This is a genomic window from Pseudomonas sp. LB3P31 (genome assembly GCF_054897945.1).
Genome location: NZ_CM142710.1, coordinates 5,514,752 through 5,537,484, shown reverse-complemented (window position 1 = coordinate 5,537,484; position 22,733 = coordinate 5,514,752). Strand labels below are relative to the sequence as shown.

The following is a 22,733-nucleotide window of genomic DNA, read 5'->3' as shown; positions in this document are numbered from 1 at the left end:
TCGTGAGCGTGATTCTTGCGATTGGTTCCATTGCAACCGCTGCAATCTTTCAAAATGCAGGATGCACGATGGCCATTCATGCAGATTGCACGAAAGCAAAAATCAGCAGTTTTGTTAACTATATGATTTATAACGTTTTTTTTATTCACAAATGCTGGCACAAAGGCTGCAACTACCTCTTCATGCTTGCCAATCAAGTGCTAACGGAGCTGATAGACATGAGCCTGATCCAAGAAAAATTTACCTCCCTGTTCTCCAACTTCGAAGTGACTACTCAGCCACGCCCGGACGGCGGTATTCTGCTGACACTGCGTGGTCAGGAAGGCAAAGTGTTCAAACGCTCGATCTCCTACCAGCAATTGCATGCTGGCGACCAGTTGTCCTGGGTGATCAGTGCCATTCGCCGTGACCTGGCGGAACAGGCCAGCGAACTGCCACAGATTTCGATGCTGCAGAGCCAGCAGCGGTTTGCTTTGCCGACTTATCATTCCGCGTAAATTGATGCAGAGTTATAAACAGACAGGCCGTGAGCGCTTCCGCTTCACGGCCTGAGTTGTTTCTGGAATACGCAATTTCGGCCACCCATGTGGGAGTGAGCCTGCTCGCGATTACGGTTTATCTGGCGACATCAGTGTTGAATGACGCACCGCAATCGCGAGCAGGCTCACTCCTACAGGGAATTTCCTTCAAAAATTGAAAGTATTGATTCGCGCGAAGCTGCTGACGGTCACGTGACCGGCGAGCTCCCCGCCTTCACGGGCCAGTCCGCAGGTAGCCATGCCGGCCGCACGCGCCGCGTCCAGTTCTTCGACGATATCCGACAGAAACAGAATCTGCGCTGCCTCGATGCCTATGGCCTGGGTGATCCGCTGGTAAGACTGCGCCTCACGTTTGGGCCCTGACGTGGTGTCGAAATAGCCGCTGAACAGTGGCGACAAATCCCCCGCCTCGGAACAGCCGAAAATCAGCTTCTGCGCCTGAATCGAGCCCGACGAATAAACATAAAGTTTAAAACCTGCCTGATACCAAGCCTTCAGCGCTTCAACGGCATCGGGGTATACATGGCCTTTCAACTGGCCGGCCTGATACCCCTGCTCCCAGACCATCCCCTGCAATGCCTTGAGCGGCGTGGCCTTGCGGTCTTCAGCGATCCAGCCCAGCAGAACCTCAATGACACGCTCAACGTCTGCGTCCGGCTCGTTGCTGTCGCGGCGCACGGCGTCCAACTGCTCTGCCACGTCAGCGCGTCCGGCCTGCTGCCTGACGAAATCCGGCATGTGTTTGGCTGCATAGGGAAACAGCACGTCGAAGACAAAACTCACCGCGCTGGTGGTGCCTTCGATATCGGTGAGGATCGCTTTGATCGGCATCGGCTCAGTCCTCCAGTCGCGGAAAGCGGTTAGCGATGTCTTCGCCAGTGAAGTTGGCTACCCAGCCTTCAGGGTTGTTGAACAGGCGGATCGCGACGAAATGCGGATGCTCACCCATGTCGAACCAGTGCGGGGTACCGGCCGGCACCGAGATCAAGTCATTCTTCTCGCACAAGACGGCGTAGACGTAATCGTCGATGTGCAGGGTGAACAAGCCACGCCCGGCGACGAAAAATCTGACTTCGTCTTCCCCATGGCGGTGCTCGTCGAGGAACTTGGCGCGCAGCTCGGCTTTTTGCGGGTGATCGCTGTTCAGGCTGATGACGTCGACGGTGACGTAACCGCGCTCGGTCATCAAGCGGTCGATCTGCTCCTGATAGGCGCCGATCACTTCTTCCTGGCTGGCGCCGGGCTGGATTTTTGCCGCAGCTTGCCAACGGTCGAAGCGTACGCCCTGCTCCGCCAGGGTCGAAGCGATGTCTTCGAAATGGGTCAGCACCTTGTTCGGAATGTCAGGGCTTGAGACGTGGTAAACGGACAGGCTGCTCATCAGGGCAACTCCTTAACGGTTCATGCGTTGCGGTTGGAGAGCGAGCGCATCTTCAACTCGCACTCAAACAAAAATTCGAAAGCCTCGATCTGCCGCAGGGCATCGCTCATGCGCGCGCCCCAGGTGTAGAGGCCATGGCCGCGAATCAGGTAGCCGACGCAATCCGGGTGCGCCTCCAGCCAAGGCTGCACCTTGGCGGCGAGACGCGCAATGTCCTGGTCATTGTCGAAGATCGGCACGCGCACCCGGGATTCGTGGGTCGATACACCGCTGAAGGCTTTCTGCAGTTCGTAATCCTCGAACTCGATGAAATCCTCCGGTGTCAGGCGCGACAGCACCGTGGCGTTGACCGAATGGGTGTGCAGCACCGCGCCGATGTCCGCGCGCCAGCTGTAGAGCTGGGTGTGCAGCAGGGTTTCGGCGGACGGTTTTTTCCCGGGTTCGAGGCTGTTGCCCGCCAGGTCAGTGGCCAGCACATCGTCCGCGCCCAACTGGCCTTTGTGCTTGCCGGACACGGTCAACAGCGCCTCGGTGGACGACAGGCGAGTCGAATAGTTGCTGCTGGTGGCCGGCGACCAGCCGCGGCCATACAGGAAACGCCCGGCATCGATGATTTCCTGGGCGAGGTGTTCACGGGTAAGGCTCATGGCCTGTCCTCTTGCATGCGTGTGGCAATGATAACGGCAGCCGCAAAGGCTGCGAGGCTGGCAATACTAAAGGTCAATGGTGCGCCAAGGGCGTTCCAGCTGTAGCCGGAATAAAGAGCGCCCAATGCGCCGCCGGTGCCGGCCAGGGCGGCGTAAAGCGCTTGGCCCTGCCCTTGCTGGCGCGCACCGAAGCTACGTTGCACGAACTGGATGGCAGCGGCGTGAAAGCTGCCGAAAGTCGCCGCATGGAGCACCTGGGCGAACAGCAGCACCCAGAGAAACTCGGCGAACGAACCGAGCAACACCCAGCGCAGCGCCGCCAGCAGGAAACTGGCCATCAGCACCCGGCGCACCGAGAAGCGCGCCAGAATCCGGCTCATTGCCAGGAACATCAGGACTTCGGCGACCACACCGAGTGCCCAGAGCATGCCGATCAGGCCGCGACTGTAGCCCAGGCGTTCGAGGTGCAAGGTCAGAAAAGTGTAATAGGGGCCGTGGCTCATCTGCATCAGCGCCACGCAGGCGTAGAACGCCAGGACCCCGGGGCTGCGCAATTGTTTGAGAAAACCGTCGCCGGCGATACGTGGTCCCTGCGCCGGCTGGGCATTGGGCACCCACAGGCTGCTGACCACGATCCCGGCCATGATCAAGACCAGTGCCAGCGGATAGATGTCCAGGCTCAGCCACTCGAACAACCGCCCCAGCGCCACCACGGTAATGATGAAACCGATGGAGCCCCACAGGCGAATCTGGCTGTAGCGCGCGGTCTGGTCCTTGAGGTGCGCCAGGGTGATGACTTCGAACTGCGGCAACACCGCGTGCCAGAAAAACGCGTGCAAGGCCATGACCATCGCCAGCCAGGCGTAGGTCTTGCTGACGAAAATCAGCGAAAAGGTCAGCAACGTGCAGACCGCACCGAAACGCACGATCGCCAGGCGCCGACCCGTGTAATCACCGAGCCAGCCCCAGATATTCGGCGCTACGCAGCGCATCAGCATCGGGATCGCCACCAGCTCGCCAATTCGCGCGCTGGAAAAACCCAGGTGGTCGAAGTACAGCGCCAGGAACGGCGCCGTCGAACCGAGCAAGGCGAAATAAAACAGATAAAAGCTGGAAAGCCGCCAGTACGGGAGTGCCACCGCCGTCATCAGACTGCGGCGGCTATGAAGTCAGCCATTAAAGCTGACCCAGCACCGGCGTGCTGACTCGCACATCGGCGTTCTGCCCGCGGTGACGCAGCAGGTGATCCATCAGCACGATGGCCATCATCGCTTCGGCGATCGGGGTGGCACGAATGCCCACGCACGGATCGTGGCGACCCTTGGTGATGACGTCCACCGGGTTGCCGTGGATGTCGATCGAACGGCCCGGCGTGGTGATGCTGGAAGTCGGCTTCAATGCCAGGTGCGCGACGATCGGCTGGCCGGACGAGATGCCACCCAGAATGCCACCGGCGTTGTTGCTGAGAAAACCTTCGGGGGTCATTTCATCGCGGTGTTCGGTGCCGCGCTGGGCGACGCTGGCGAAACCGGCGCCGATTTCCACGCCCTTGACCGCGTTGATGCTCATCAGCGCATGGGCCAGTTCAGCGTCCAGGCGATCAAAGATCGGCTCGCCCAGGCCCGGCATCACCCCTTCGGCCACTACGGTAATCTTCGCGCCGACCGAATCCTGGTCGCGGCGCAACTGGTCCATATAGGCTTCCAGCTCCGGCACCTTGTCCGGGTCCGGGCTGAAGAAGGCGTTGTCTTCCACCGAGTCCCAGGTCTTGAACGGAATTTCGATCGGACCGAGCTGGCTCATGTAGCCACGAATGACAATGCCCTGGGTCGCCAGGTATTTCTTCGCAATCGCCCCGGCCGCCACACGCATGGCGGTTTCCCGCGCCGAACTGCGACCGCCGCCACGGTAGTCGCGCTCGCCGTACTTGTGGTGGTAGGTGTAGTCGGCGTGGGCCGGGCGGAACAGATCCTTGATCGCCGAGTAGTCCTTGGACTTCTGGTCGGTGTTGCGAATCAGCAGGCCGATGGAACAGCCGGTGGTGCGGCCTTCGAATACACCGGAAAGGATTTCGACTTCGTCGGCTTCCTGGCGCTGGGTGGTGTGGCGGCTGGTGCCGGGTTTGCGGCGATCGAGGTCGCGCTGCAAATCCTCCAGGGAAATTTCCAGGCCCGGCGGGCAGCCGTCGACAATGGCGACCAACGCCGGACCATGGCTTTCGCCAGCGGTGGTGACAGTGAACAGCTTGCCGTAGGTATTGCCGGACATGCAGGACGCTCCGTGAATTGAACCTGAATACGTAATGCGCGCCAGTATACGCAGGCTACCCAAGTAGTTCATCCTCGAACCTTATGGGTGCTTGCGAGTCCAACCGGCACCTTTGTGAATGATGGCGTGATGATGCTGCGAGTTCTAGCCTTGAGCCTTACCTTGTTTACCGGATTTGTGCAGGCAACTGTGCTGCAACGTCCCATATCGCTGGATACCGGCAGCGGCGAACTGTTTGGTTCGCTGTTGCTGCCCAAGTCCGAGACGCCAGTGCCGGTGGTGCTGATCATTTCCGGCTCCGGGCCGACCGATCGCGACGGCAACAATCCCGATGGCGGGCGCAACGACAGCCTGAAGCGGTTGGCGTGGGTGCTGGCCAAGCACAACATCGCCAGCGTGCGCTATGACAAGCGGGGTGTGGCCGCGAGCCTGCCCGCCGCCCCGGACGAGCGCAATCTTTCAGTGGAAGGCTACGTAGCCGACGCCGAGGCGTGGGGCCGCAAGCTCAAGGCGGATCCGCGGTTTGGCCAGTTGATCCTGCTGGGGCACAGTGAAGGCGCGCTGATCGCCAGCCTCGCCGCGCCCAGTATCGACGCGGCGGCAGTGATCTCCATGTCCGGCAGCGCCCGGCCAATTGACCAGGTGTTACGCCAGCAACTGGGCAATCGCCTGCCGCCACCCTTGATGCTGCGAGCTAACGAATTGCTCGATACCCTCAAGGCCGGTCGCACCGATGACAATGTGCCGCCGCAGCTGCAGGTGATCTTCCGCCCGAGTGTGCAGCCGTACCTGATCTCGCTGTTTCGCCAGGACCCTGCAGCGGCGTTTGCCAAGCTGAAAATGCCGGCGCTGATCATCCAGGGCGGTAACGATATTCAGGTCGGCGTGGGTGACGCAAAGCTGCTGAAGGCGGCGAAACCGGACGCCGAGCTGGCGCTGATCGAAGGCATGAACCACGTGATGCGCATCGTGCCCAATGACGTGAAGCGCCAGCTGGCCTCCTACAGGGATCCGAATTTGCCACTGGCCGCCGAGCTGGGTGCGCGGATCCTCGGGTTTATTGACGGACTTCGTGCCAGTTAAGCGCTGTTTACCCTCCAGTCCTGCAGAAAACGGCCGATAAGCCGGTGTCGCCAGCATTAAGCCTGGCGACACGCCGAGCTTGGACAGGACCTTGCCGTTATGACTGATACGCAAACTTCACCCGAGATTCCAGCTGAGCAGGACGCGCCGCCAGCGGTCGAGCTGCCGTGGGCTGACGTGCACACTGAGCACCGCAAGATGCTGCGCCTGGCACCGCTGCAGACCGACCGCAACACCGGCGCGCGGCCGCTGCGCTTTGTCGAATTCGGCTATGCCGAGCGCAATGACAAGGAACGCAGCCTGATGCGCATGAGCATCACCCTGCCCGGCCAGCGAGTGCGCAAAGAGCAGAATCTGCTGGATGTGTGGGTCGATCATCTGGATAAAAGCGTGCGATTCGGGCCCGACAGCGGCTTGCAGACCGAACCGGTGAACCGCGGCATCGGCCGCTACATGGCCGCCCACGGGATCGACTGGGCCAAGCAGCGCTGGCCCGGCTACACCGTTCACGGCACCGACCTGAACAACAAGGACGCGCTGAACGAAGACACCCGCCTGCGTCGCGATGATTTTTTAAAGGGCCATGGGTTCGAAGTGGTCTATGCCGACGCCCAGCACCTCAAGGGCAGCATCAAGGACGCGCTGGTGGGCGACTTGAAGACCCGGTGGAACAGCGAGAAGCTGCAGGTGGTAGAGATTCTCGAGGCGGCGCAGATGCTGCAGCAGGCCGAGCAGAACCTGGCCGAGCAGGAAGTGAAACTGAAAAAGCACGAGGAAAAGGTCAGCAAATACCAGCGTGAAGACACGGCGCTGCGGTTTACCATTTCGTGCCTGGTGGCGTTTGCGGTGTTTCAGGCGGGGTTGTTGATCTGGATTGCTACGCACCGGTAACAGTCTGAGACCGAGGCGCGGCCTTCGCGAGCAAGCCCGCTCCCACAAGTATCGGGTGTCGCGCAATATCTGCGCACGACTCAAGTCCCTGTGGGAGCGGGCTTGGTCTGGGCGGCATTCCGACGATGGCGTCACCAGCTTAGACGCGAGAAGCAAACACCGCCTGATGCTCCCGGCACTGCTCGGCCGTCAACATGAACACCCCATGCCCTCCGCGCTCGAAGTCCAGCCACGCGAAGTCGACTTCCGGGTACAACGCCTCGACGTGCACCTGGCTGTTGCCCACTTCGACAATCAACAAACCCTTCTCGGCCAGGTGATCCGCCGCTTCGGCGAGCATCCGGCGCACCAGGTTCAAACCATCGTCGCCGCAGGCCAGACCCAGCTCCGGTTCGTGCTGGTACTCGTCCGGCATGTCGGCAAAATCTTCGGAATCGACGTAAGGCGGGTTGGACACGATCAAGTCAAAACGCTGACCCGGCAGACCATCAAAACCATCGCCCTGCACGGTGTACACACGCTCATCGACGCCATGGCGCTCGATATTCTGGTTGGCCACTTCCAGCGCTTCGAAGGACAGGTCGGCCAACACCACCTCGGCGTTCTGGAACTCGTAGGCACAGGCGATGCCGATGCAGCCGGAACCGGTGCACAGGTCGAGAATCCGCGCCGGCTCGCTGCCCAGCCATGGCTCAAAGCGCTTTTCGATCAACTCGCCAATCGGCGAACGCGGAATCAGCACACGCTCGTCAACGATGAACGACATGCCGCAGAACCAGGCCTCGTTCAACAGGTAGGCGGTCGGAATGCGCTCTTCGATGCGCCGCTGGAGCAAGCGCTGGACGTGGACCAGTTCATCCTCTTCCAGGTTGCAGTCGAGGTAGCTGTCCGCCATTTCCCACGGCAGGTGCAACGCACCCAACACCAGTTGACGGGCTTCGTCCCAGGCGTTGTCGGTCCCATGGCCGAAGAACAGATCCTCCCCATGGAAGCGGCTGACGGCCCAACGGATATGGTCGCGCAGGGTACGAAGTCGGGAAGTGATCACGGGGGCAAACTCTCTGGAAAAAACGACTGGTAATTCTACCAGTCAAAACGACTTGCGACGACGGCATAAATCATCCGGACCGATGTAGGACTTTTCTGTTTTTTCGCTTGGCTATTGAACAATTTGTGAGTATTGACAAGGCTGCGAGCCAATAAACACGGCACCTGCGATGGTAGCGATTCACAGAAGCGCTCAGCCAGAGGACAATGTCGCAAAAGCCCCACCCGAAGGAGCCCCAGAATGTCCGTTCCAAAAACGATGTTTCAACTCAGCGGCCGCGGTTATGCAGCAGCCAACCTGAGTCATGCGACCCTTGTCATCATCGATGCCCAGAAGGAATATCTCAGCGGTCCGCTGGCACTGGTCGGCATGGAAGCTGCCGTCGCGAACATCAAGCAACTGGTAAGCGCCGCCCGTGCAGCGGGCCGGCCGATCGTGCATGTGCGCCACCTCGGTACCGTCGGTGGGCTGTTCGACCCCCAGGGCGAGCGCGGCGAATTCATCCCCGGCCTGGAGCCACTGGCCGACGAAACCATCATCGGCAAACTGCTGCCGAGCGCGTTTCACGGCACAGAACTGCTGGAGCGCCTGCAGAATCTCGGCTCGCTGGACCTGATCGTGTGCGGCTTCATGAGCCACTCCAGCGTCAGCACCACGGTACGCGCAGCGAAGAACCTGGGCTATCGCTGCACCCTGGTCGAAGATGCCTGCGCCACCCGCGATCTGCCATACAAGGGCACCGTACTCAGCGCCGAACACGTGCAACAGACCGAAATGGCGATCATGGCGGACAACTTCGCCACCCTCGCCCTGACTCACGAACTGATTTGATCGGAGCCTGGTGAGCGGCACATACCGCCGCTCATCCGCAAAAGCCTCTCATTGCCTATAATTGTTTTAGCCTCAGGAACATCCCGGTCAACTCCCGGTCGAAGGGCCGATACCCATTGAGGAAGGTCGGAATGAAGTTATCCGATGGTTTTGACGCTCGCCGCCTGCGGCCCAAAGGCCAGAGCAACTGGCGTTTTCGATTTGGCGCCGCGTTTGCCGCGTTGCTGTCTACCTGTGGCGTGCTGCTCGCCATGGCCGGTGCCGCCAGCCTGCTTGGCCGCCCACCGGCGCTGGGCGAATTGAATGCAAGCCCCCTGGGCTCGGCAATTATCCTGGCTGTCGGCCTGTTCGTGCTGTACATCGGCGTTTGGCTGTGGCGCCGTTGCCGCCGTCGTGCGCGCCAGTCACGGCAACTGAACATGTCGCCGCACCTGATGAAAAAACACGATTGAACAAAGGCCCGGCATTCGACGGGCCTCAATTGTTATGGCTAAAGCCTCGACTTGGGTAAACTGGCCGCCCTTCGCGGAGGCTGACATGCAAGACGACGATTTTTCCCTGTTCAAAAGTGCGATCCAAGGCGTCAAGCCGATCAAGCACGATCGCGCCGAAACCGGCAAACCCAAAGCTGACCGCGCGCAAATCGCCAAGCTGCGCCAGGCGGCTACCGTGCGCACCGATGCCACCACCGTGGATGGCCTGTCTGACCAGTTCGTGATCGATGTCGGCCCCGAAGACGAGCTGATGTGGGCCCGTGACGGCGTGCAGGAAAGCCAGATGCGCAAGCTCAAGGTCGGCCAGATCCCGTTCGAAGGCAGCCTCGACCTGCATGGCATGAACGTGGAAAAAGCCCGGGAAACCCTATGGGCCTTCCTCGCCGAAGCAACCAAATTCGAAATCCGCTGCGTGCGCGTCACCCATGGCAAGGCCGTGCGCCTGGACGGCAAGCGCCCAATGATCAAAAGCCACGTCAACACCTGGCTGCGCCAGCATTCCCAAGTGCTGGGCTTCACCTCGTGCCAGGCCAGGCACGGCGGCGCCGGAGCGGTTTATGTGATGCTCAAACGGACCATGATGGAAGGTCGCGACGAGTAAACCTGTCGCTTCGCGCTTGCAGCGCCGTGTCCGCCACCGTACCCTTGCCCTTTGCGTAAAATCCCACAGGTAGTTTCATGTCCCTGGAACAGAATTACACCGCGATTCTCGGCCAACTGGGCGAGGACGTTTCCCGCGAGGGCCTGCTCGACACGCCAAAGCGTGCCGCCAAAGCCATGCAGTACCTCTGCCGCGGCTATGAACAGACACTGGAAGAGGTCACCAACGGTGCCTTATTCAGCTCCGACAACAGCGAGATGGTGTTGGTCAAGGACATCGAGCTTTACTCCTTGTGCGAGCATCACCTTTTGCCGTTCATCGGCAAGGCGCACGTCGCTTACATTCCCAGCGGCAAGGTATTGGGGCTGTCAAAAGTCGCGCGGATCGTCGATATGTACGCACGCCGCCTGCAGATCCAGGAAAACCTCAGCCGCCAGATCGCTGATGCGGTGATGGAAGTCACGGGCGCCCTGGGCGTTGCAGTGGTGATCGAGGCCAAGCACATGTGCATGATGATGCGCGGTGTGGAGAAACAGAATTCGTCGATGATCACTTCGGTGATGCTGGGTGAGTTCCGCGAAAACGCAGCGACCCGCAGCGAGTTTCTCAGCCTGATCAAGTAGTACGCAGCACGAAGAAAACCGGCATTCATCGCCGGTTTTTTTTCGTCCGGCAAAATTCAGGTAAGCTGCGCGCCTTCCGCTTGCCCCTGTGAGGCTTATACCGTGTTCGTAAAAGCGCTTCGTGTCGGCTTAGGCCAACTGATCATCTTCATCGACTTCATCACTCGCCCCGGCAAAAAACAGCGCCCGGCTGAGGTTCAGGCCCAGGTCAACACGGCCGCCAAGGGGCTGACCCTGTATCAGTTCCACGCCTGTCCGTTCTGCGTGAAAACCCGTCGCACCCTGCGCCGGCTGAATGTGCCAGTGGCGTTGCGTGATGCGAAGAACAACGAACAGGACCGCCAGGCGTTGCTGGAGCACGGCGGCAAGATCAAGGTGCCGTGCCTGCGCATTGAAGAGAATGGGCAGACGACGTGGATGTATGAGTCCAAGGTGATTATTGATTATCTGGATAAGCGGTTTGCTGCGGCCTGAACCACTGCGTTGTCTGGCCTGACGTCATCGCGGGCAAGCCTTGCTCCCCTGCTCCCTGTGGGAGCAAGGCTTGCCCGCGATGAGGCCAGCACATCCAGCACAAATCCCAGACAAAAAAAACCGGCCCTCGCGCCGGTTTATTTGTTTCTGCCCTGCCCTCAAGCCGCCACAGCCGCCCCCTGGGCCTCCCGCACCACCGCTGCCAACCTCCTCAGTCCCTCATCCAACCGCGCCGGATCAATGTGGCTGAAGTTCAGCCGTAGATGTCCGTGATGCTCATCCGGCTGTGGAAAGAATGGCTCCCCCGGCATGAACGCGACATCCGCCGCCAGCGCCGCCTGGAGCAACGTGCGAGTGTCCAGTGGCTGCTTGAGCGTCAACCAGAAAAACAGTCCACCTTGCGGCACTTCCCAGTCCGCCAGGTCGCAGAAATGCTGTTGCAGCGCTGACTGGAAGGCATCCCTGCGCACACGGTAAAAATCGCGCAAGTCACTCAAGTGCTGCTCGAACTTCTCGGTGCCGATCCATTGCAACGCTTGCCACTGCCCTATCCGGTTGGTGTGCAGGTCCGCCGATTGCTTGAGCTTGAGCAGATGAGGAAACAGGTCCGGGCTGGCGATCAGGTAGCCGACCCGCAGGCCGGGCAACAGAGTTTTCGACACGGTACCGGTGTAGATCCAGCTGCTTTTGCGCAAGCGACTGACGATGGGCGTGGCGCTACCGCCATCAAAAGTCAGTTCGCGGTATGGCTCGTCCTCGATCAGCGTCACGCCGAATTCGTCGAGCAACGCGGCCACCGCATCGCGCTTGGCCTCGCTGTAGCGCACCGCCGAAGGGTTCTGGAAAGTCGGGATCAGGTAGATGAACGCGGGTTTGTGCTGCTCCAGCCGGGAGCGTAACTGGAGCAGATCCGGACCGTCTGCCTCCAGCGGCACGGTGATGCAGTCGGCGCCGAACAGCTGAAAAATCTGCAATGCGGCCAGATAAGTCGGGGCTTCGAGAAGGATCTCGGTGCCTTTGTCGATGTATAACTTGGCCGCCAGATCCAGCGTCTGCTGCGAACCACTGACCACTAATACCTGGCTCGCCTCGCAAGGCACCCCCAGCGCCCGGGCCTGCGCTGCCAGTGCCTCGCGCAGTGCCGGCTCGCCTTCGCTCATGCCGTACTGCCCCATGGCTGTCGGCATATCGGCCCATTCGACTGGCGGCAGCATTTCCTGCGCCGGCAAGCCGCCAGCGAATGACATCACTTGCGGACGCTGGGCTGCGGCGAGAATTTCTCGAATCAAAGAACTTTTAAGGCGCGAGACACGTTCGGAAAAAGCCATGGGTCACCGGTAGCGAGGGCAGAGGAAAATGAGTCAAACTGGTTGACTGAAATTACGCCACTCCGAACGGATACGTCAATATGCTTGACCTTAAAAATCCCGGCACCCAGCAGCAGGCCATGGAAGCGTTTTTCTTTGGCTACCAGGCCTTCACCGCCAAGGCTGATGAAATGCTTGAGCGTCGCGGCTTGAGCCGGGTGCATCAGCGCATCGTGTTTTTCATCGCCCGCTATCCGCACCTGAGCGTCAAGGAGCTGCTGGAACTGCTGGGCGTGACCAAGCAGGCGCTGAACATGCCTCTGCGGCAGTTAGTGGAAATGCATCTGGTGGGAAGCGTTGCTTCCGAGTCCGACAAGCGCAAGCGGCTGCTGAAATTGACGGCTGATGGGGCTCGGTTCGAGCAGTCGTTGCGGCGTGAGCAGGTGAAGTTGCTGGAGCGGGTGTTTGCCGAGGCTGGGGAGGCGGCGGTGAATGGGTGGTTGGCGGTGAATCTGGCTTTGGGTGGGGGCCACATGGAGGACTGAGTTTTGCCTGCGGGTTATGGATTAGGCAATCTGGCCCCATCGCGAGCAGGCTCACTCCTACAGTGGACCGCGTTGAACCTGTGGGAGTGAGCCTGCTCGCGATGAGGCCCGGACAGGCGATATACTCCTATCTACAAACTTTTCGTCTACAAACGCTAAAACAATATTTGCTTTATTTGTACACAAAAGCATAATCCACTTCGTGCGAGTTCCTGACCAAGCGGTCAACAAATTCGCAAGTGCCTCAAAGGACCGCTGCCGCCCTCATGGGTCCGGTCCTGGAAATAACAATAAAACTCTTGAGGAGTACTCGCTGTGGAAAGCCGCAAATCCGAAGCATCGACGCTGGATCTCTCGCCGCCTGCCCCCACTGGCTGGCTGGAGCGCATCTTTAAACTCACCTTGCATGGCACCACGGTGAAGACCGAGCTGATTGCCGGTCTGACAACCTTCATCACCATGGCCTACATCATCTTCGTCAACCCCAACATCATGGCCGATGCCGGGATTGATCACGGCGCCGCGTTCGTTGCCACCTGCATCGCCGCCGCGCTGGGCTGCCTGCTGATGGGCCTGTACGCCAACTGGCCAGTTGGCCTGGCACCGGGCATGGGTCTCAATGCATTCTTTACCTACACCGTGGTCGGCACGATGGGCTACAACTGGGAAACCGCGCTGGGCGCGGTATTCGTGTCCGGCGTGCTGTTCATGTTCCTGACTTTCTCGCGAATCCGCGAATGGCTGCTCAACAGCATTCCAGTCAGTTTGCGCTACGCCATGGGCGCCGGCGTGGGCTTGTTCCTGGGGCTGATCGGCCTGAAAACCGCCGGCATCGTCGTCGATAGCCCGGCCACCCTGATCAAACTCGGTTCCCTGCGCGAACCCGGACCGCTGCTGGCGGCCATCTGCTTCCTGATGATTGCGATACTCAGTTATCACAAGGTGTTCGGCGCGATCCTGATCAGCATCATCACCGTGACCCTGGCCGGTTGGGGCCTGGGCCTGGTGCACTATGAGGGCATCATGTCGGCCCCGCCGAGCCTGGCCCCGACCTGGATGGCGATGGATGTTGCCGGCGTGTTCAACGTGAGCATGATCAGCGTGGTGCTGGCCTTCCTCTTCGTGCACATGTTCGACACTGCGGGCACTTTGATGGGTGTGGCCCAGCGTGCAGGCCTGGTGAACGCCGATGGCAAGATCGAAAACCTCTCCCGCGCCCTGAAAGCCGACAGCGCTTCCAGTGTATTTGGTGCCGTCGTCGGTGTTCCGCCTGTTACCAGCTATGTGGAAAGTGCCGCTGGCGTTGCCGCTGGTGGTCGGACTGGTCTTACCGCAGTGACCGTAGGTGTGCTATTTATTGCTGCGATGTTCTTTGCACCGCTGGCCGGAATGATCCCCGCCTACGCCACTGCCGGCGCGCTGATCTATGTGGCAATGTTGATGATGGGCGGCATGGCCCATATCGAGTGGGATGAGGCGACCGACAGCATTCCGGCGATCGTCACCGCGATCATGATGCCCCTGACCTTTTCGGTCGCTGACGGTATCGCGCTGGGTTTCATCACCTACGTCGCACTGAAGGCCGGTACCGGCAAGTTCAAGGACATTTCCGTCAGCCTGTGGGTGCTGTGCGCGATCTTTATCGCCAAGTTTGTTTTCTTGTAAACGTTACGCAGAAAGCGTTTCGAACCAGCCTCACCCCGTCGGGTGGGGCTTTTGCGCAAATGGAGGAAAGTGATGAGTCTGGAAACCTGGCTGCTGTTCAGCGGCGCTGCACTGGTGGTAATCCTGATCCCGGGACCGCTGTCTCTGCTGATGATCAGCAACAGTCTGAATTACGGTTTGCGTCGATCCTACCCGGCGTTCCTCGGGGGCGTGATTGCCTCGATCTGCCTGCTCAGTGCTTCCGCGCTGGGCCTGGGCGCGCTGCTGCTGGCCTCGGAACAGCTGTTCAGCGCGCTGAAGATCGTCGGTGCGCTGTACCTGTTTTACCTCGCCTGGCAAAGCTGGCAGCAATCGCGTCAACCTTCCAAAGGCGCCGAAGTGCCGCAGGCGGCGCCAGTGCCGCGCTTTCGCGCCTTGTTCGGGCGCGCGTTTGTGTTGGGTGCGAGCAATCCGAAGGACATCCTGTTCTTTGCCGCTTTCCTGCCGCAGTTCCTCAGCGCTGAGCAACCGTTCCTCCCGCAATTGCTGGTGATGATTGCCACCTGGACCGTGCTGGACCTGCAGTGCAAGCTGGCCTACGGGCTCGGAGCGCACGGTGCCGCGAGGTATCTGCGCAGCGGCAGGGGCCAGAGCTGGTTCAACCGCATCAGCGCCGGATTGTTCGGCGGCGCGGGGGCTGCCTCGCTATTGAGCAGCCATTGATTTTCTGACTGCAAACAGGCTTGTCGCCACGGATGGCGACAATTGCAGCCCGTCGCGTAACAGCCCGAAACACGCGATATAGATATGTATACTTGCCCTCTTTGAAGCTTCCCTAACATGACGTGGTGTTCCCGCACACCTGTCACGATAAGGAAATCCAATGGCAACTGCTTATGTCACCTCCGAACCAGACCAATACGCTACCGTCGAAATTACCGACATCCGTCTTAAAACCCGCCCACACCTGCCCGCCTCCATCAGCTTTGACAGCGACAGTGGCGCGCCCGCCTCTGCGGCAAACAGGTCCCAGCGCAATCAGCTGAAAGTGGTCGATGAGCTTTTCGGGCCCATCGCAATTGGCAACTATTCAATCAGCCGTCGGGCCCTGGACTCGCTTGGGGCAACCTCCAACGGTGAACGCTTAAACGGCCAGAATACGTTCTTCCGTCACGCCAGACGCTCATTCATCAACTCCATTCAGCTTGACCCTCTGCAGGTCGAAGCGCGAATGCGCACCTGCACAACAGGCGATGATTATTCACTGCCATCCCTGCTATTCGAGATGGCGAGTAGACGCCCCCTTACCGCTCCACCGCTGTTGAATGATGTTTCAACTTCATTGGCAGACTCCGAAAAGTACCAACGCAAACTGGATAAATTGCTGAAATCTGCACAGAAACTCGATGTCCACCGCAACCACATGCCCAAGCACACCCCGCACTGGATCAGCCGGGTGAAAAGCAGCAGCATGCTCGGCGTGGGTGTCGGCCTTCAGGCATTCGGCATCTACAGCGGTTTACGCGGACTGCAGGACGCAGTGGCGCGCAAGGATGAAGGTGAAATCATCTTTAACAGCCTGAGCATTGGAGGGGAAATCACCTCACTGGGCGTTGAGGTCGCGGTTACCAAACAGGCGAAATACATGATCAACGCCGGCCAAAAAGCCTACAGCGACTTTGCCCGGACCAGCATGGGAGTGCGGCTGGCGCGCGGGGGTGGATTGATAGCGGCCGCTGTGACACTGCCTTTCGATATTATCAGCGCAGTAAAATCCTTCAATAACGCGGCCAATACCACAGCTAAAGAAGCGATGGACCATTACGTCAGCGGCGGCATGAGCGTTGCCAGTGCCGTGATGTCCATTGTATTGGGTGTTGCTGCGCTGGCCGGCTTTTCCATGGCCGGCCCGGTGGGGCTGGCGGCTGGACTGCTATTGGTCGCCGGCTCTCAGGTCTACGCGGCAGTACGGGTGGTGGATGAGATCGACGACTACATCGAGCTCAGCACCCAGGAGCGTCTGCGCACCGGTTGGTTCACCTTTTGGGGCATAAGCCCTGACGTGAGCATCGAGGACCGACTGGCGATTGCCAAAGCCACGGCGGCGCATTCCAGGCTTCTCCAGGCCACGGCCAGGGAATTGCTGGAGGGGAAGTTGAAGGACCGCATGGAAGTGATCGTCAATGGAAAATTCGATGTCGAGCTTAAGCCCACCCAGGTGCGTTACTACGATTGGGGCGCGCAGCAGGATGGCCATAGGATAGAAAAGAAACCGCAGATCCTCGATGGCGACGACAACATCGATGCCCGTTATGGCGTACCCGTTGACACCCCCGGCGCGACCTTCGGCACAGAAGGTTTGGCCAAGGGAGTCGCGTGGTTTATCGGTGGCGGTAACGACAACGTTCGAGGGGTCAAGAACCGGCCCAACAGTTTTTACTTTGGCGCAGGTAACAAGCAGCTGGAGGGCGGCATAAAAGATGATGTATTCATCTTCGAATCGGCCTCGAACACCCCGCCGCAAAACTATGCCCGATCGCCCGGGAGCACGCTCAAAGGTGGGGAAGGAAACGACACCCTTGTCCTGTCCGGCAAGCTTGGGCAATCCGAACAGCAGCACCCCGGATACCTGATCGACCTCGAGAATGAAACGCTTGAAACCATGCCTTCCACCCAGCAACGTGGGCGCATCCTGGCTAGTCTGGAAAGCATCGAGAGCGTTGAGACACTCGCCGGTACCCGCAGTCGGGTAATCGGTTCGGAAGATGCCAATACTCTGGTTTCCCACGGCAACGATCACCTCCAGGCAGGGGCTGGTGATGACCAGATATCCATGCTCAGTGGTAACGGCATCGCCGATGGCGGGGCGGGCGAGGATCGCTATTTTATTGCGCACAAGCCCGGCAAGGTCATCGTTGTCGAAGATGGCCTGGAAGGCAGCGTTATCGTATTGGGCTGGAAACTGGGCCTGATCGACAACTGGCGCATCGTCGCGAACGATCTGGAGATCACCACGAAATTTGAAACGGATGATCACTTGAGGCACAAGCTGGTCATAGAGGAAATCTACAAGAACCAAGGTGCCGAGCGTCGGTTGCACAATAGACTGCTGACTTTTATCACCGATGACGGCTTCCACTTGGTACCGGATTGCCCCGAGACCATTAAAGATGGTTTCCCGCTGTACATCGACGCGATCATTACCCAGCCAGGCAAAGTAAAACAACCAAGAATTATAAATATAGCTGCCATTGACGTCACAGCGGAGGGTAACAAACAATATTTTGTCGCCGCCCATCGGGCTCGAACAACGCTCAATATAAAAACCGAAAACGAAACTGCCCTCGGTACTGTGTACATCGATCTAGCCAGCACTGACCTGACATCCGTCGAGACACACTACTCGATGGGTCTGCAGGTTCAGGCTCACAAAGAGAACCCCCTCTATAAAAGTTGTAGTCTTTATCTCAACTTTGGCAACAAGTGTGTCGTCATCGCCAACCTGGCCAGCTCCCACGACGCCGGTCATGTGCTGCTGACAGGCAAGCGCACACGGCCCACTCTGGAGCTCAATCATCAGTTCATTGTCATCATGAACGACGGAGTTTCCTGGCGCCTGCGCCCCCACGCGCTGGCCGACAGCACCATTGCGCAGATGAACCAGTTTGGACACGTAGAGGAAACGACTCCTGCAGCGATTTTTCTCAGGTCCGGCCGCTATGATTTCATCCAACCAGAGGAAAACGAAGGTTACGCCCTGGGGGCAAGTGACAAGTGCGTAAATCTCACGCCGCCTCACGAACAAACGGCCATTGAAGTGCTGGAAGGCGCGGGGGCCAGGTACCTGATTCACCTCAGTGCCGGCATGACGCTGCGCATCACCACACCGGGTGCTTATGCCAGCGCAAGTGCCAGATCACCTTGCGCGTCGACCTGGGAACTGGATGCCACCCAACTGGGTGCAGTTGCCGTGAATCTGGCTAACAATCAGCTGGTGATCGGCTCCACCACTATTCAACTGCCGCGCTATGACAGCCCCAACGATTTGATTGACCCAATTCGCGTCATTGCAGCAGACGGCATTGTGTACGTAGTGGATCTCGCATTCGACGCTCTTTATGTTGACGAATTGGATGGCAGGTATTTCAACGCCCAGCCTTCATCTGAAGCAGTTCTGCTAAATGAACTGGTTGCCAACAATAAAACAGCAATCAGTGTACGAAATATCGCAATGAAAGATGGCACTGCAGGATCGCTGTCCTACAACCCTTTCGAACGGCGCTGGATACTGGACACAGATAAGTCGCGCCTCATTAATCATATGGACTTGCGCCAGCTCAACCGCTGCGCACACCAGGCAGAGCATTGTTATGCACTAATAAAGTCCACAGTGATCACCGAGCCAGCAACCAGTGCGGCCGACCTGGAATTACAACTGCACACCTGTCTTTTGAAATGAACCGACCGTAACAAACTTGATGCACCCGTATAAATATGCAGTGCACGCAAGCATTCAAATTATCAAACACTGAATAACACTACGCATGACGCAAGCCCGTTATTTTGCGCCTGCCTAGATTTTAATCAAAACAACTAACGTGTTATTGACTGGATAAACAATCATGGCCAAACCCCCCATTAATCCCGGGATCAAGCCCAACCCCAGCGGTCCCGCCCGAGTCCCAACACCTGACGACCCGTTGACTGGAGTCAACATTGGCCGGCCTGGCTCGCCACCTCGTGACGGGGGCGCGACACCAGGCACTTCAACTACCGAAGCCCTGCCAGGCCAACCTGCTCGACAGCCAGTTGTGGTGACCGACATGCCCTCAGGGGGCACCCAACCCTCCTTCACTCTGGACGCCATGGTGTCCTGGCCCCGTGAACAGGTTGACCAGTTGATCCGGGTCGGCGACACCGGCCTGTTCATGAGCAAAGACGGGGAGTTGTACGCCGACATGGGTAACGCGGGTATCGCTCGTGCCCAGCCTGATGGCCAGGGCAACTATCAAGTCCACTTGCGCGGTGCCACGAGTGAGGCAGGGCCGACACTGAGGAAAGTCGAAGGCAGACCTGCATGGCAGATCCTGCAACCCGTGATGACCATGCCCGCAGGGCCTTCCAGCACAGCGACCTCAACTAACACGCTGCCAGTGAAACTGGTCAATCCTCAGGTGGCGCAGCGACTACCCGCCGCCAACGAGGCCGGCATTCGCTGGCATAACCTGAGAAGTTACGTCGAGCTGAAAGATGAAGGCATGGTGCAAATCGTCAGAAACACCGACGGCGAATATCAGGTGACCCACGGCCAGGAATGGGAGCCATCAGGCCCGGTACTTGAAAGAGTCGGGCATACCACGCAGTGGCAAAGGAAAGTCGCGGACACCGATGGTGCTCCAGCCAAACGTCCGCGCCTGGAGGGGAATGATGAGCCGGCCAACCCAGACGCCCGGGGTGACGATTCTTTTTCCCTTTCCAGCAGTCACCCTGCCAGTGAAAATCCTTACTTATGGGTTTCATGGGGCAAGGTGGACGAACCTGTTGCCGTGGACTCCATTCCCATCGGCGGGCTGCATTACCGGACCGTGCCAACCGGTACAAAAAATCGCCAATTCGTCGTCTATCTGCAGCATCCGGATTTCCCGCTGGCTGGTTTTGATGGCTTTGAGCAAATGTTGCACTCCAGACCCTGGATGCAGCCTTTGCCCATCATTCCAGGCGGCGGAGTAGATGCCACTCACCGCATGTTCGCCAAACCCATGGTCGAGTCGGTGGCGGAAGCCTTTCCGGATTTTTCGCCGATCACCGCACGGGCAGTCGCCAGGCAACTGTACGAACTGTCCAGCGATTCCCCGGTGATGAATCGGGACGGTTTATACACCACCGCTTTGACCCTTCGCCACTGGAAGGAGAAAGCCGGCATTTTCGACCCGGACTTTGAAAACCCGATCGATCTTTTACCCGTCGCACCGCGCGTGGTCTCCGACAACCGCGTCATCGACATGGCGCCACCGCTACCGGGTGAGTCGTTGCGCAGGCTGGACTTCAGCATCGCCAATGTGCGCACGGCATGGGACACCTACGCCACAGCACCGTCAGATCATGCCCTCAAATTGCTGGTCGCCTATGTTCTGGCCCGAAATGGATACGAGATATTCCCCCTGCAGAACCACCACCGCCCCCCCAAGCTGGTCTTCAGGCGCAAAGGCCATGAAAAGGTGTACTACCTGAAGCTTGGGGTTGCGGAGAACAATGCCATCGCCGTCAACCCTGCCCCTGTGCCAGAACTTGCCGACCCGTCTTTACCGGCCCATGTCGGCGTGGACGCCGTGCTGGAACTGGCGGCTGCCAATGCCAGGAACAATGTGGTCTGGCTGCTGGGCGGTATCCACACCTCCCCGACTGGGTGGCAATCGATTTTCATTATGAAAGAGCGTTGATCCGTCCTGTCGGCGAGCGGTTGACACACGCTGGCCGACAGCCTTGAGCCTCATCAAATCAACCATCGACATATTTAAGGTAAATCGACATGGCCAGACCACCCAAACCTGTCAAACCCTCGAGCAACACTGACACCCCATCGAACACCCTCAAGCCTTCGGTAAATGATCCAAGGGAACGAGGGGACGGCTCAGCAAACATTCCGCGAACACTGCCAGACACCGATCGCCCCTCCGGCTCTAATGGCTCGAACACTTCTGGCGAGTCAGCGGGCGCCCTGCCCCATCGTGCGGTGGTGGTTACCGATATGCCAACCTCGGCGATCAATACGGCAGAGGCGATTGGCATGATTTCCTGGCCCCGGGACCAGGTCGATCAACTGTTCCAGATCGACAACACCGGGTTGTTCATGGATAGCCAGCAGCAACTCTATGCAGATGTCGGGGCAGAGGGCATCTTTCGCATCGAGACCAACGCCCACAATGAATTTCAGATCCCCCTGCCGTTTGCTCCGGGGCAAGCGGGGCCGATATTGATGAAAGTCCCGGGGCAACCGCAGTGGCGAATCGCCCGCCCTGGCCAGACTGCGCCCACCGACCTGCCTACGTCCCCGACTGCGCTTGAGATCATTCCACGACACCTCACGCACAAACTGACAAAACCCGACTCGAACGGCCTTCGCTTCGACAAGCTGAAAAGGACCTACGTCGACCTTATAGACGGTGGCACCGTGCTGGTCCGCAGAAACGCGCAAGGTGACTACCAGGCCTCCTCGGCGAATGAAACGACACCCTCGGGACCGGTGCTGGAGAGCATGGAGGGAATGACGCTGTGGCAACGCAAGTCGCTGGATTCGCCGCCCTCGGAAGAACCCGGCCCCGGCCCGAGCAAAAAACCTCGCTTGGATAAAGAGGCACAAACATCCCCTGGAGCGGGCGTTGCAGCCAGCATAAATCCCTATTTATGGGCATCTTGGGGCAAAATCCGCAAACCTGAGACAGGGGAATTTATCCAGATAGGGCAGCTGTATTATCCAATTGTGCCCAAGGGTCCGTTGACCGACCGTTTACCGTTGGTATTCCTTCAGCACCCGAACTTTGCGCCCGCGCGCTTCGAAGCGTTCGAAAGCATGTTGCTGCACACGCCTGACCTGCAGCCGGTGATCGGTTTCCGTTCGATGCCGCAGGTTGTCAGCAGTGCCATCCGCCCGTTTGCAAAACCACTGACAAAGCATGTTGGGGACGCATTCACAGGCTTTACCGAAAACACCTCCCGCGCCGTCGCCAAGCACCTGTTCGATCTCTCCAGCGGTTCACAAGACATCGATGGCAGCGGCCTGGCGCGCATGATGCAAACATTGCGTCACTGGGAGGGCACATCGGACGTCGCCGTCAAGGGCTTCGGCGATCCACTGGATATGTTGCCCGCCGCCCTGGGTAGTGGAGAAGCCAGCCGGATAGTTCCCCTGCACTCTGCGGATTCGCTGATGCACTTGCAGCAGCTGAACTTCAACCCCGAGTTGTCTTCCGTGTGGAATCTTTACAAAGATGCGCTCGACGCACCGGGTCGGATTTCGTTGCTGCTCTCCAGCTTGCTGAGCAAAAGCAACTACAAGGTATTCCTTCCCCGTAAAGCCGAACACCTTAAGTTCAACCCGCCGACGCTGGTATTCAAGAGGAACAACCACGCCAAAGTCTATTTTCTGAAACTGGGCTATATCGAGACTGACGCCATTAAAATCAGGCCGCCGACCATGCCCGAACTGCGCGACCCGATGCTACACATGCGCATGAGTGCCGAAGGCCATCAGGCACTTCTGGGAGCAGAAGTGCGTGGCGATGTGGTCTGGCTGATCGGCGGTGTTCAGCACCTGCCTGGGCGGGAACCAGCGATTTTTATCATCAAGGAACGCTAAC

21 protein-coding genes are annotated in these 22,733 nt (G+C 58.9%); 14 read left to right on the top strand and 7 right to left on the bottom strand.

Translation table 11 applies throughout. The features are described 5' to 3' along the window. The first annotated feature begins 218 nt into the window (after nt 1-218). A complete protein-coding gene (locus ACYZTK_RS25190) occupies nt 219-497 on the top strand; it encodes a DUF3509 domain-containing protein (protein WP_462014972.1) in 279 nt (92 codons plus the stop codon). 189 nt (nt 498-686) lie between these two features. Here ACYZTK_RS25190 and mtnC read toward each other — a convergent pair whose 3' ends face one another. From mtnC to aroC, 5 genes are read right to left on the bottom strand one after another with little or no spacing between them, the layout of a single operon-like run. Beyond that, nucleotides 687-1,370, bottom strand: a complete 684-nt coding sequence (gene mtnC / locus ACYZTK_RS25185; RefSeq protein WP_462012297.1) for an acireductone synthase — start codon at nt 1,368-1,370, stop codon at nt 687-689. Between the two features lie 4 nt (nt 1,371-1,374). Beyond that, a complete protein-coding gene (locus ACYZTK_RS25180) occupies nt 1,375-1,920 on the bottom strand; it encodes a 1,2-dihydroxy-3-keto-5-methylthiopentene dioxygenase (RefSeq protein WP_462012296.1) in 546 nt (181 codons plus the stop codon). A gap of 20 nt (nt 1,921-1,940) precedes the next feature. Then, complete coding sequence (locus ACYZTK_RS25175; protein ID WP_462012295.1) at nt 1,941-2,567, bottom strand: methylthioribulose 1-phosphate dehydratase; 627 nt, start codon at nt 2,565-2,567, stop codon at nt 1,941-1,943. Then, a complete protein-coding gene (locus ACYZTK_RS25170; protein ID WP_462012294.1) occupies nt 2,564-3,715 on the bottom strand; it encodes an MFS transporter in 1,152 nt (383 codons plus the stop codon). Before ACYZTK_RS25170 ends, ACYZTK_RS25175 begins: the two co-directional genes overlap by 4 nt. 28 nt (nt 3,716-3,743) lie before the next feature. Continuing rightward, nucleotides 3,744-4,835 carry a chorismate synthase gene (aroC, locus tag ACYZTK_RS25165; protein ID WP_099758435.1) on the bottom strand — a complete coding sequence of 364 codons (1,092 nt, stop codon included), beginning with the start codon at nt 4,833-4,835 and terminating at the stop codon, nt 3,744-3,746. A gap of 129 nt (nt 4,836-4,964) precedes the next feature. Here aroC and ACYZTK_RS25160 point away from each other — a divergent pair, with 129 nt between their 5' ends. Together ACYZTK_RS25160 and ACYZTK_RS25155 are read left to right on the top strand one after the other, a co-directional pair. Beyond that, nucleotides 4,965-5,918, top strand: coding sequence for an alpha/beta hydrolase (locus ACYZTK_RS25160; protein ID WP_462012293.1), 954 nt, complete (start codon nt 4,965-4,967; stop codon nt 5,916-5,918). 99 nt (nt 5,919-6,017) lie between these two features. After that, nucleotides 6,018-6,809, top strand: a complete 792-nt coding sequence (locus ACYZTK_RS25155; RefSeq protein WP_462012292.1) for a hypothetical protein — start codon at nt 6,018-6,020, stop codon at nt 6,807-6,809. 139 nt (nt 6,810-6,948) lie between these two features. Here the strand turns inward: ACYZTK_RS25155 and prmB are convergent, their stop codons facing one another. Next, on the bottom strand, nt 6,949-7,857 hold the full coding sequence (gene prmB / locus ACYZTK_RS25150; RefSeq protein WP_462012291.1) for a 50S ribosomal protein L3 N(5)-glutamine methyltransferase: 909 nt from the start codon (nt 7,855-7,857) through the stop codon (nt 6,949-6,951). Nucleotides 7,858-8,097: 240 nt separating this feature from the next. Between prmB and ACYZTK_RS25145 the strand changes: the two genes are divergently transcribed. The 5 genes from ACYZTK_RS25145 to ACYZTK_RS25125 all read left to right on the top strand — a co-directional run bounded on the left by ACYZTK_RS25145 (nt 8,098) and on the right by ACYZTK_RS25125 (nt 10,880). Further along, on the top strand, nt 8,098-8,688 hold the full coding sequence (locus ACYZTK_RS25145; RefSeq protein WP_462012290.1) for a cysteine hydrolase family protein: 591 nt from the start codon (nt 8,098-8,100) through the stop codon (nt 8,686-8,688). Nucleotides 8,689-8,819: 131 nt separating this feature from the next. Further along, on the top strand, nt 8,820-9,140 hold the full coding sequence (locus tag ACYZTK_RS25140) for a hypothetical protein (RefSeq protein WP_462012289.1): 321 nt from the start codon (nt 8,820-8,822) through the stop codon (nt 9,138-9,140). Nucleotides 9,141-9,225: 85 nt separating this feature from the next. After that, nucleotides 9,226-9,783, top strand: a complete 558-nt coding sequence (locus ACYZTK_RS25135) for a Smr/MutS family protein (RefSeq protein WP_162437481.1) — start codon at nt 9,226-9,228, stop codon at nt 9,781-9,783. A gap of 77 nt (nt 9,784-9,860) precedes the next feature. Continuing rightward, nucleotides 9,861-10,406, top strand: a complete 546-nt coding sequence (gene folE / locus ACYZTK_RS25130; RefSeq protein ID WP_045059149.1) for a GTP cyclohydrolase I FolE — start codon at nt 9,861-9,863, stop codon at nt 10,404-10,406. A 102-nt stretch (nt 10,407-10,508) separates the two neighbouring features. Further along, nucleotides 10,509-10,880, top strand: a complete 372-nt coding sequence (locus ACYZTK_RS25125; RefSeq protein WP_462012288.1) for a glutathione S-transferase N-terminal domain-containing protein — start codon at nt 10,509-10,511, stop codon at nt 10,878-10,880. A 158-nt stretch (nt 10,881-11,038) separates the two neighbouring features. Here ACYZTK_RS25125 and ACYZTK_RS25120 read toward each other — a convergent pair whose 3' ends face one another. Further along, the gene (locus tag ACYZTK_RS25120) at nt 11,039-12,208 is read right to left on the bottom strand and encodes an aminotransferase-like domain-containing protein (protein ID WP_462012287.1); all 1,170 of its coding nucleotides are present in this window, start codon (nt 12,206-12,208) and stop codon (nt 11,039-11,041) included. 80 nt (nt 12,209-12,288) lie between these two features. Between ACYZTK_RS25120 and ACYZTK_RS25115 the strand changes: the two genes are divergently transcribed. The 6 genes from ACYZTK_RS25115 (at nt 12,289) to ACYZTK_RS25090 (ending at nt 22,732) form a co-directional block, all read left to right on the top strand. Beyond that, nucleotides 12,289-12,732 (top strand): MarR family winged helix-turn-helix transcriptional regulator, encoded by a 444-nt coding sequence (locus tag ACYZTK_RS25115; protein ID WP_462012286.1) that lies wholly within the window; start codon nt 12,289-12,291, stop codon nt 12,730-12,732. A gap of 315 nt (nt 12,733-13,047) precedes the next feature. Further along, nucleotides 13,048-14,397: an NCS2 family permease gene (locus ACYZTK_RS25110; protein ID WP_462012285.1), complete on the top strand. Its 1,350-nt coding sequence runs from the start codon at nt 13,048-13,050 to the stop codon at nt 14,395-14,397. Between the two features lie 72 nt (nt 14,398-14,469). Beyond that, nucleotides 14,470-15,099 carry a LysE family translocator gene (locus tag ACYZTK_RS25105; RefSeq protein ID WP_462012284.1) on the top strand — a complete coding sequence of 210 codons (630 nt, stop codon included), beginning with the start codon at nt 14,470-14,472 and terminating at the stop codon, nt 15,097-15,099. 160 nt (nt 15,100-15,259) lie between these two features. Continuing rightward, nucleotides 15,260-18,835, top strand: a complete 3,576-nt coding sequence (locus ACYZTK_RS25100; RefSeq protein WP_462012283.1) for a calcium-binding protein — start codon at nt 15,260-15,262, stop codon at nt 18,833-18,835. 163 nt (nt 18,836-18,998) lie between these two features. Then, on the top strand, nt 18,999-20,816 hold the full coding sequence (locus tag ACYZTK_RS25095) for a hypothetical protein (protein WP_462012282.1): 1,818 nt from the start codon (nt 18,999-19,001) through the stop codon (nt 20,814-20,816). A gap of 89 nt (nt 20,817-20,905) precedes the next feature. Then, complete coding sequence (locus tag ACYZTK_RS25090) at nt 20,906-22,732, top strand: hypothetical protein (protein WP_462012281.1); 1,827 nt, start codon at nt 20,906-20,908, stop codon at nt 22,730-22,732. The last annotated feature ends 1 nt before the right edge of the window (nt 22,733 follow it).

Coding starts and splice junctions, on each gene's coding strand:
- ACYZTK_RS25115 (WP_462012286.1), top strand. CDS start 12,289: ATGCTTGACCTTAAAAATCCCGGCACCCAGCAGCAGGCCATGGAAGCG.
- ACYZTK_RS25180 (WP_462012296.1), bottom strand. CDS start 1,920: ATGAGCAGCCTGTCCGTTTACCACGTCTCAAGCCCTGACATTCCGAAC.
- ACYZTK_RS25190 (WP_462014972.1), top strand. CDS start 219: ATGAGCCTGATCCAAGAAAAATTTACCTCCCTGTTCTCCAACTTCGAA.
- ACYZTK_RS25090 (WP_462012281.1), top strand. CDS start 20,906: ATGGCCAGACCACCCAAACCTGTCAAACCCTCGAGCAACACTGACACC.
- aroC (WP_099758435.1), bottom strand. CDS start 4,835: ATGTCCGGCAATACCTACGGCAAGCTGTTCACTGTCACCACCGCTGGC.
- ACYZTK_RS25120 (WP_462012287.1), bottom strand. CDS start 12,208: ATGGCTTTTTCCGAACGTGTCTCGCGCCTTAAAAGTTCTTTGATTCGA.
- ACYZTK_RS25145 (WP_462012290.1), top strand. CDS start 8,098: ATGTCCGTTCCAAAAACGATGTTTCAACTCAGCGGCCGCGGTTATGCA.
- ACYZTK_RS25095 (WP_462012282.1), top strand. CDS start 18,999: ATGGCCAAACCCCCCATTAATCCCGGGATCAAGCCCAACCCCAGCGGT.
- mtnC (WP_462012297.1), bottom strand. CDS start 1,370: ATGCCGATCAAAGCGATCCTCACCGATATCGAAGGCACCACCAGCGCG.
- ACYZTK_RS25140 (WP_462012289.1), top strand. CDS start 8,820: ATGAAGTTATCCGATGGTTTTGACGCTCGCCGCCTGCGGCCCAAAGGC.
- ACYZTK_RS25135 (WP_162437481.1), top strand. CDS start 9,226: ATGCAAGACGACGATTTTTCCCTGTTCAAAAGTGCGATCCAAGGCGTC.
- ACYZTK_RS25175 (WP_462012295.1), bottom strand. CDS start 2,567: ATGAGCCTTACCCGTGAACACCTCGCCCAGGAAATCATCGATGCCGGG.
- ACYZTK_RS25160 (WP_462012293.1), top strand. CDS start 4,965: ATGATGCTGCGAGTTCTAGCCTTGAGCCTTACCTTGTTTACCGGATTT.
- ACYZTK_RS25155 (WP_462012292.1), top strand. CDS start 6,018: ATGACTGATACGCAAACTTCACCCGAGATTCCAGCTGAGCAGGACGCG.
- ACYZTK_RS25100 (WP_462012283.1), top strand. CDS start 15,260: ATGGCAACTGCTTATGTCACCTCCGAACCAGACCAATACGCTACCGTC.
- ACYZTK_RS25105 (WP_462012284.1), top strand. CDS start 14,470: ATGAGTCTGGAAACCTGGCTGCTGTTCAGCGGCGCTGCACTGGTGGTA.
- ACYZTK_RS25170 (WP_462012294.1), bottom strand. CDS start 3,715: ATGACGGCGGTGGCACTCCCGTACTGGCGGCTTTCCAGCTTTTATCTG.
- folE (WP_045059149.1), top strand. CDS start 9,861: ATGTCCCTGGAACAGAATTACACCGCGATTCTCGGCCAACTGGGCGAG.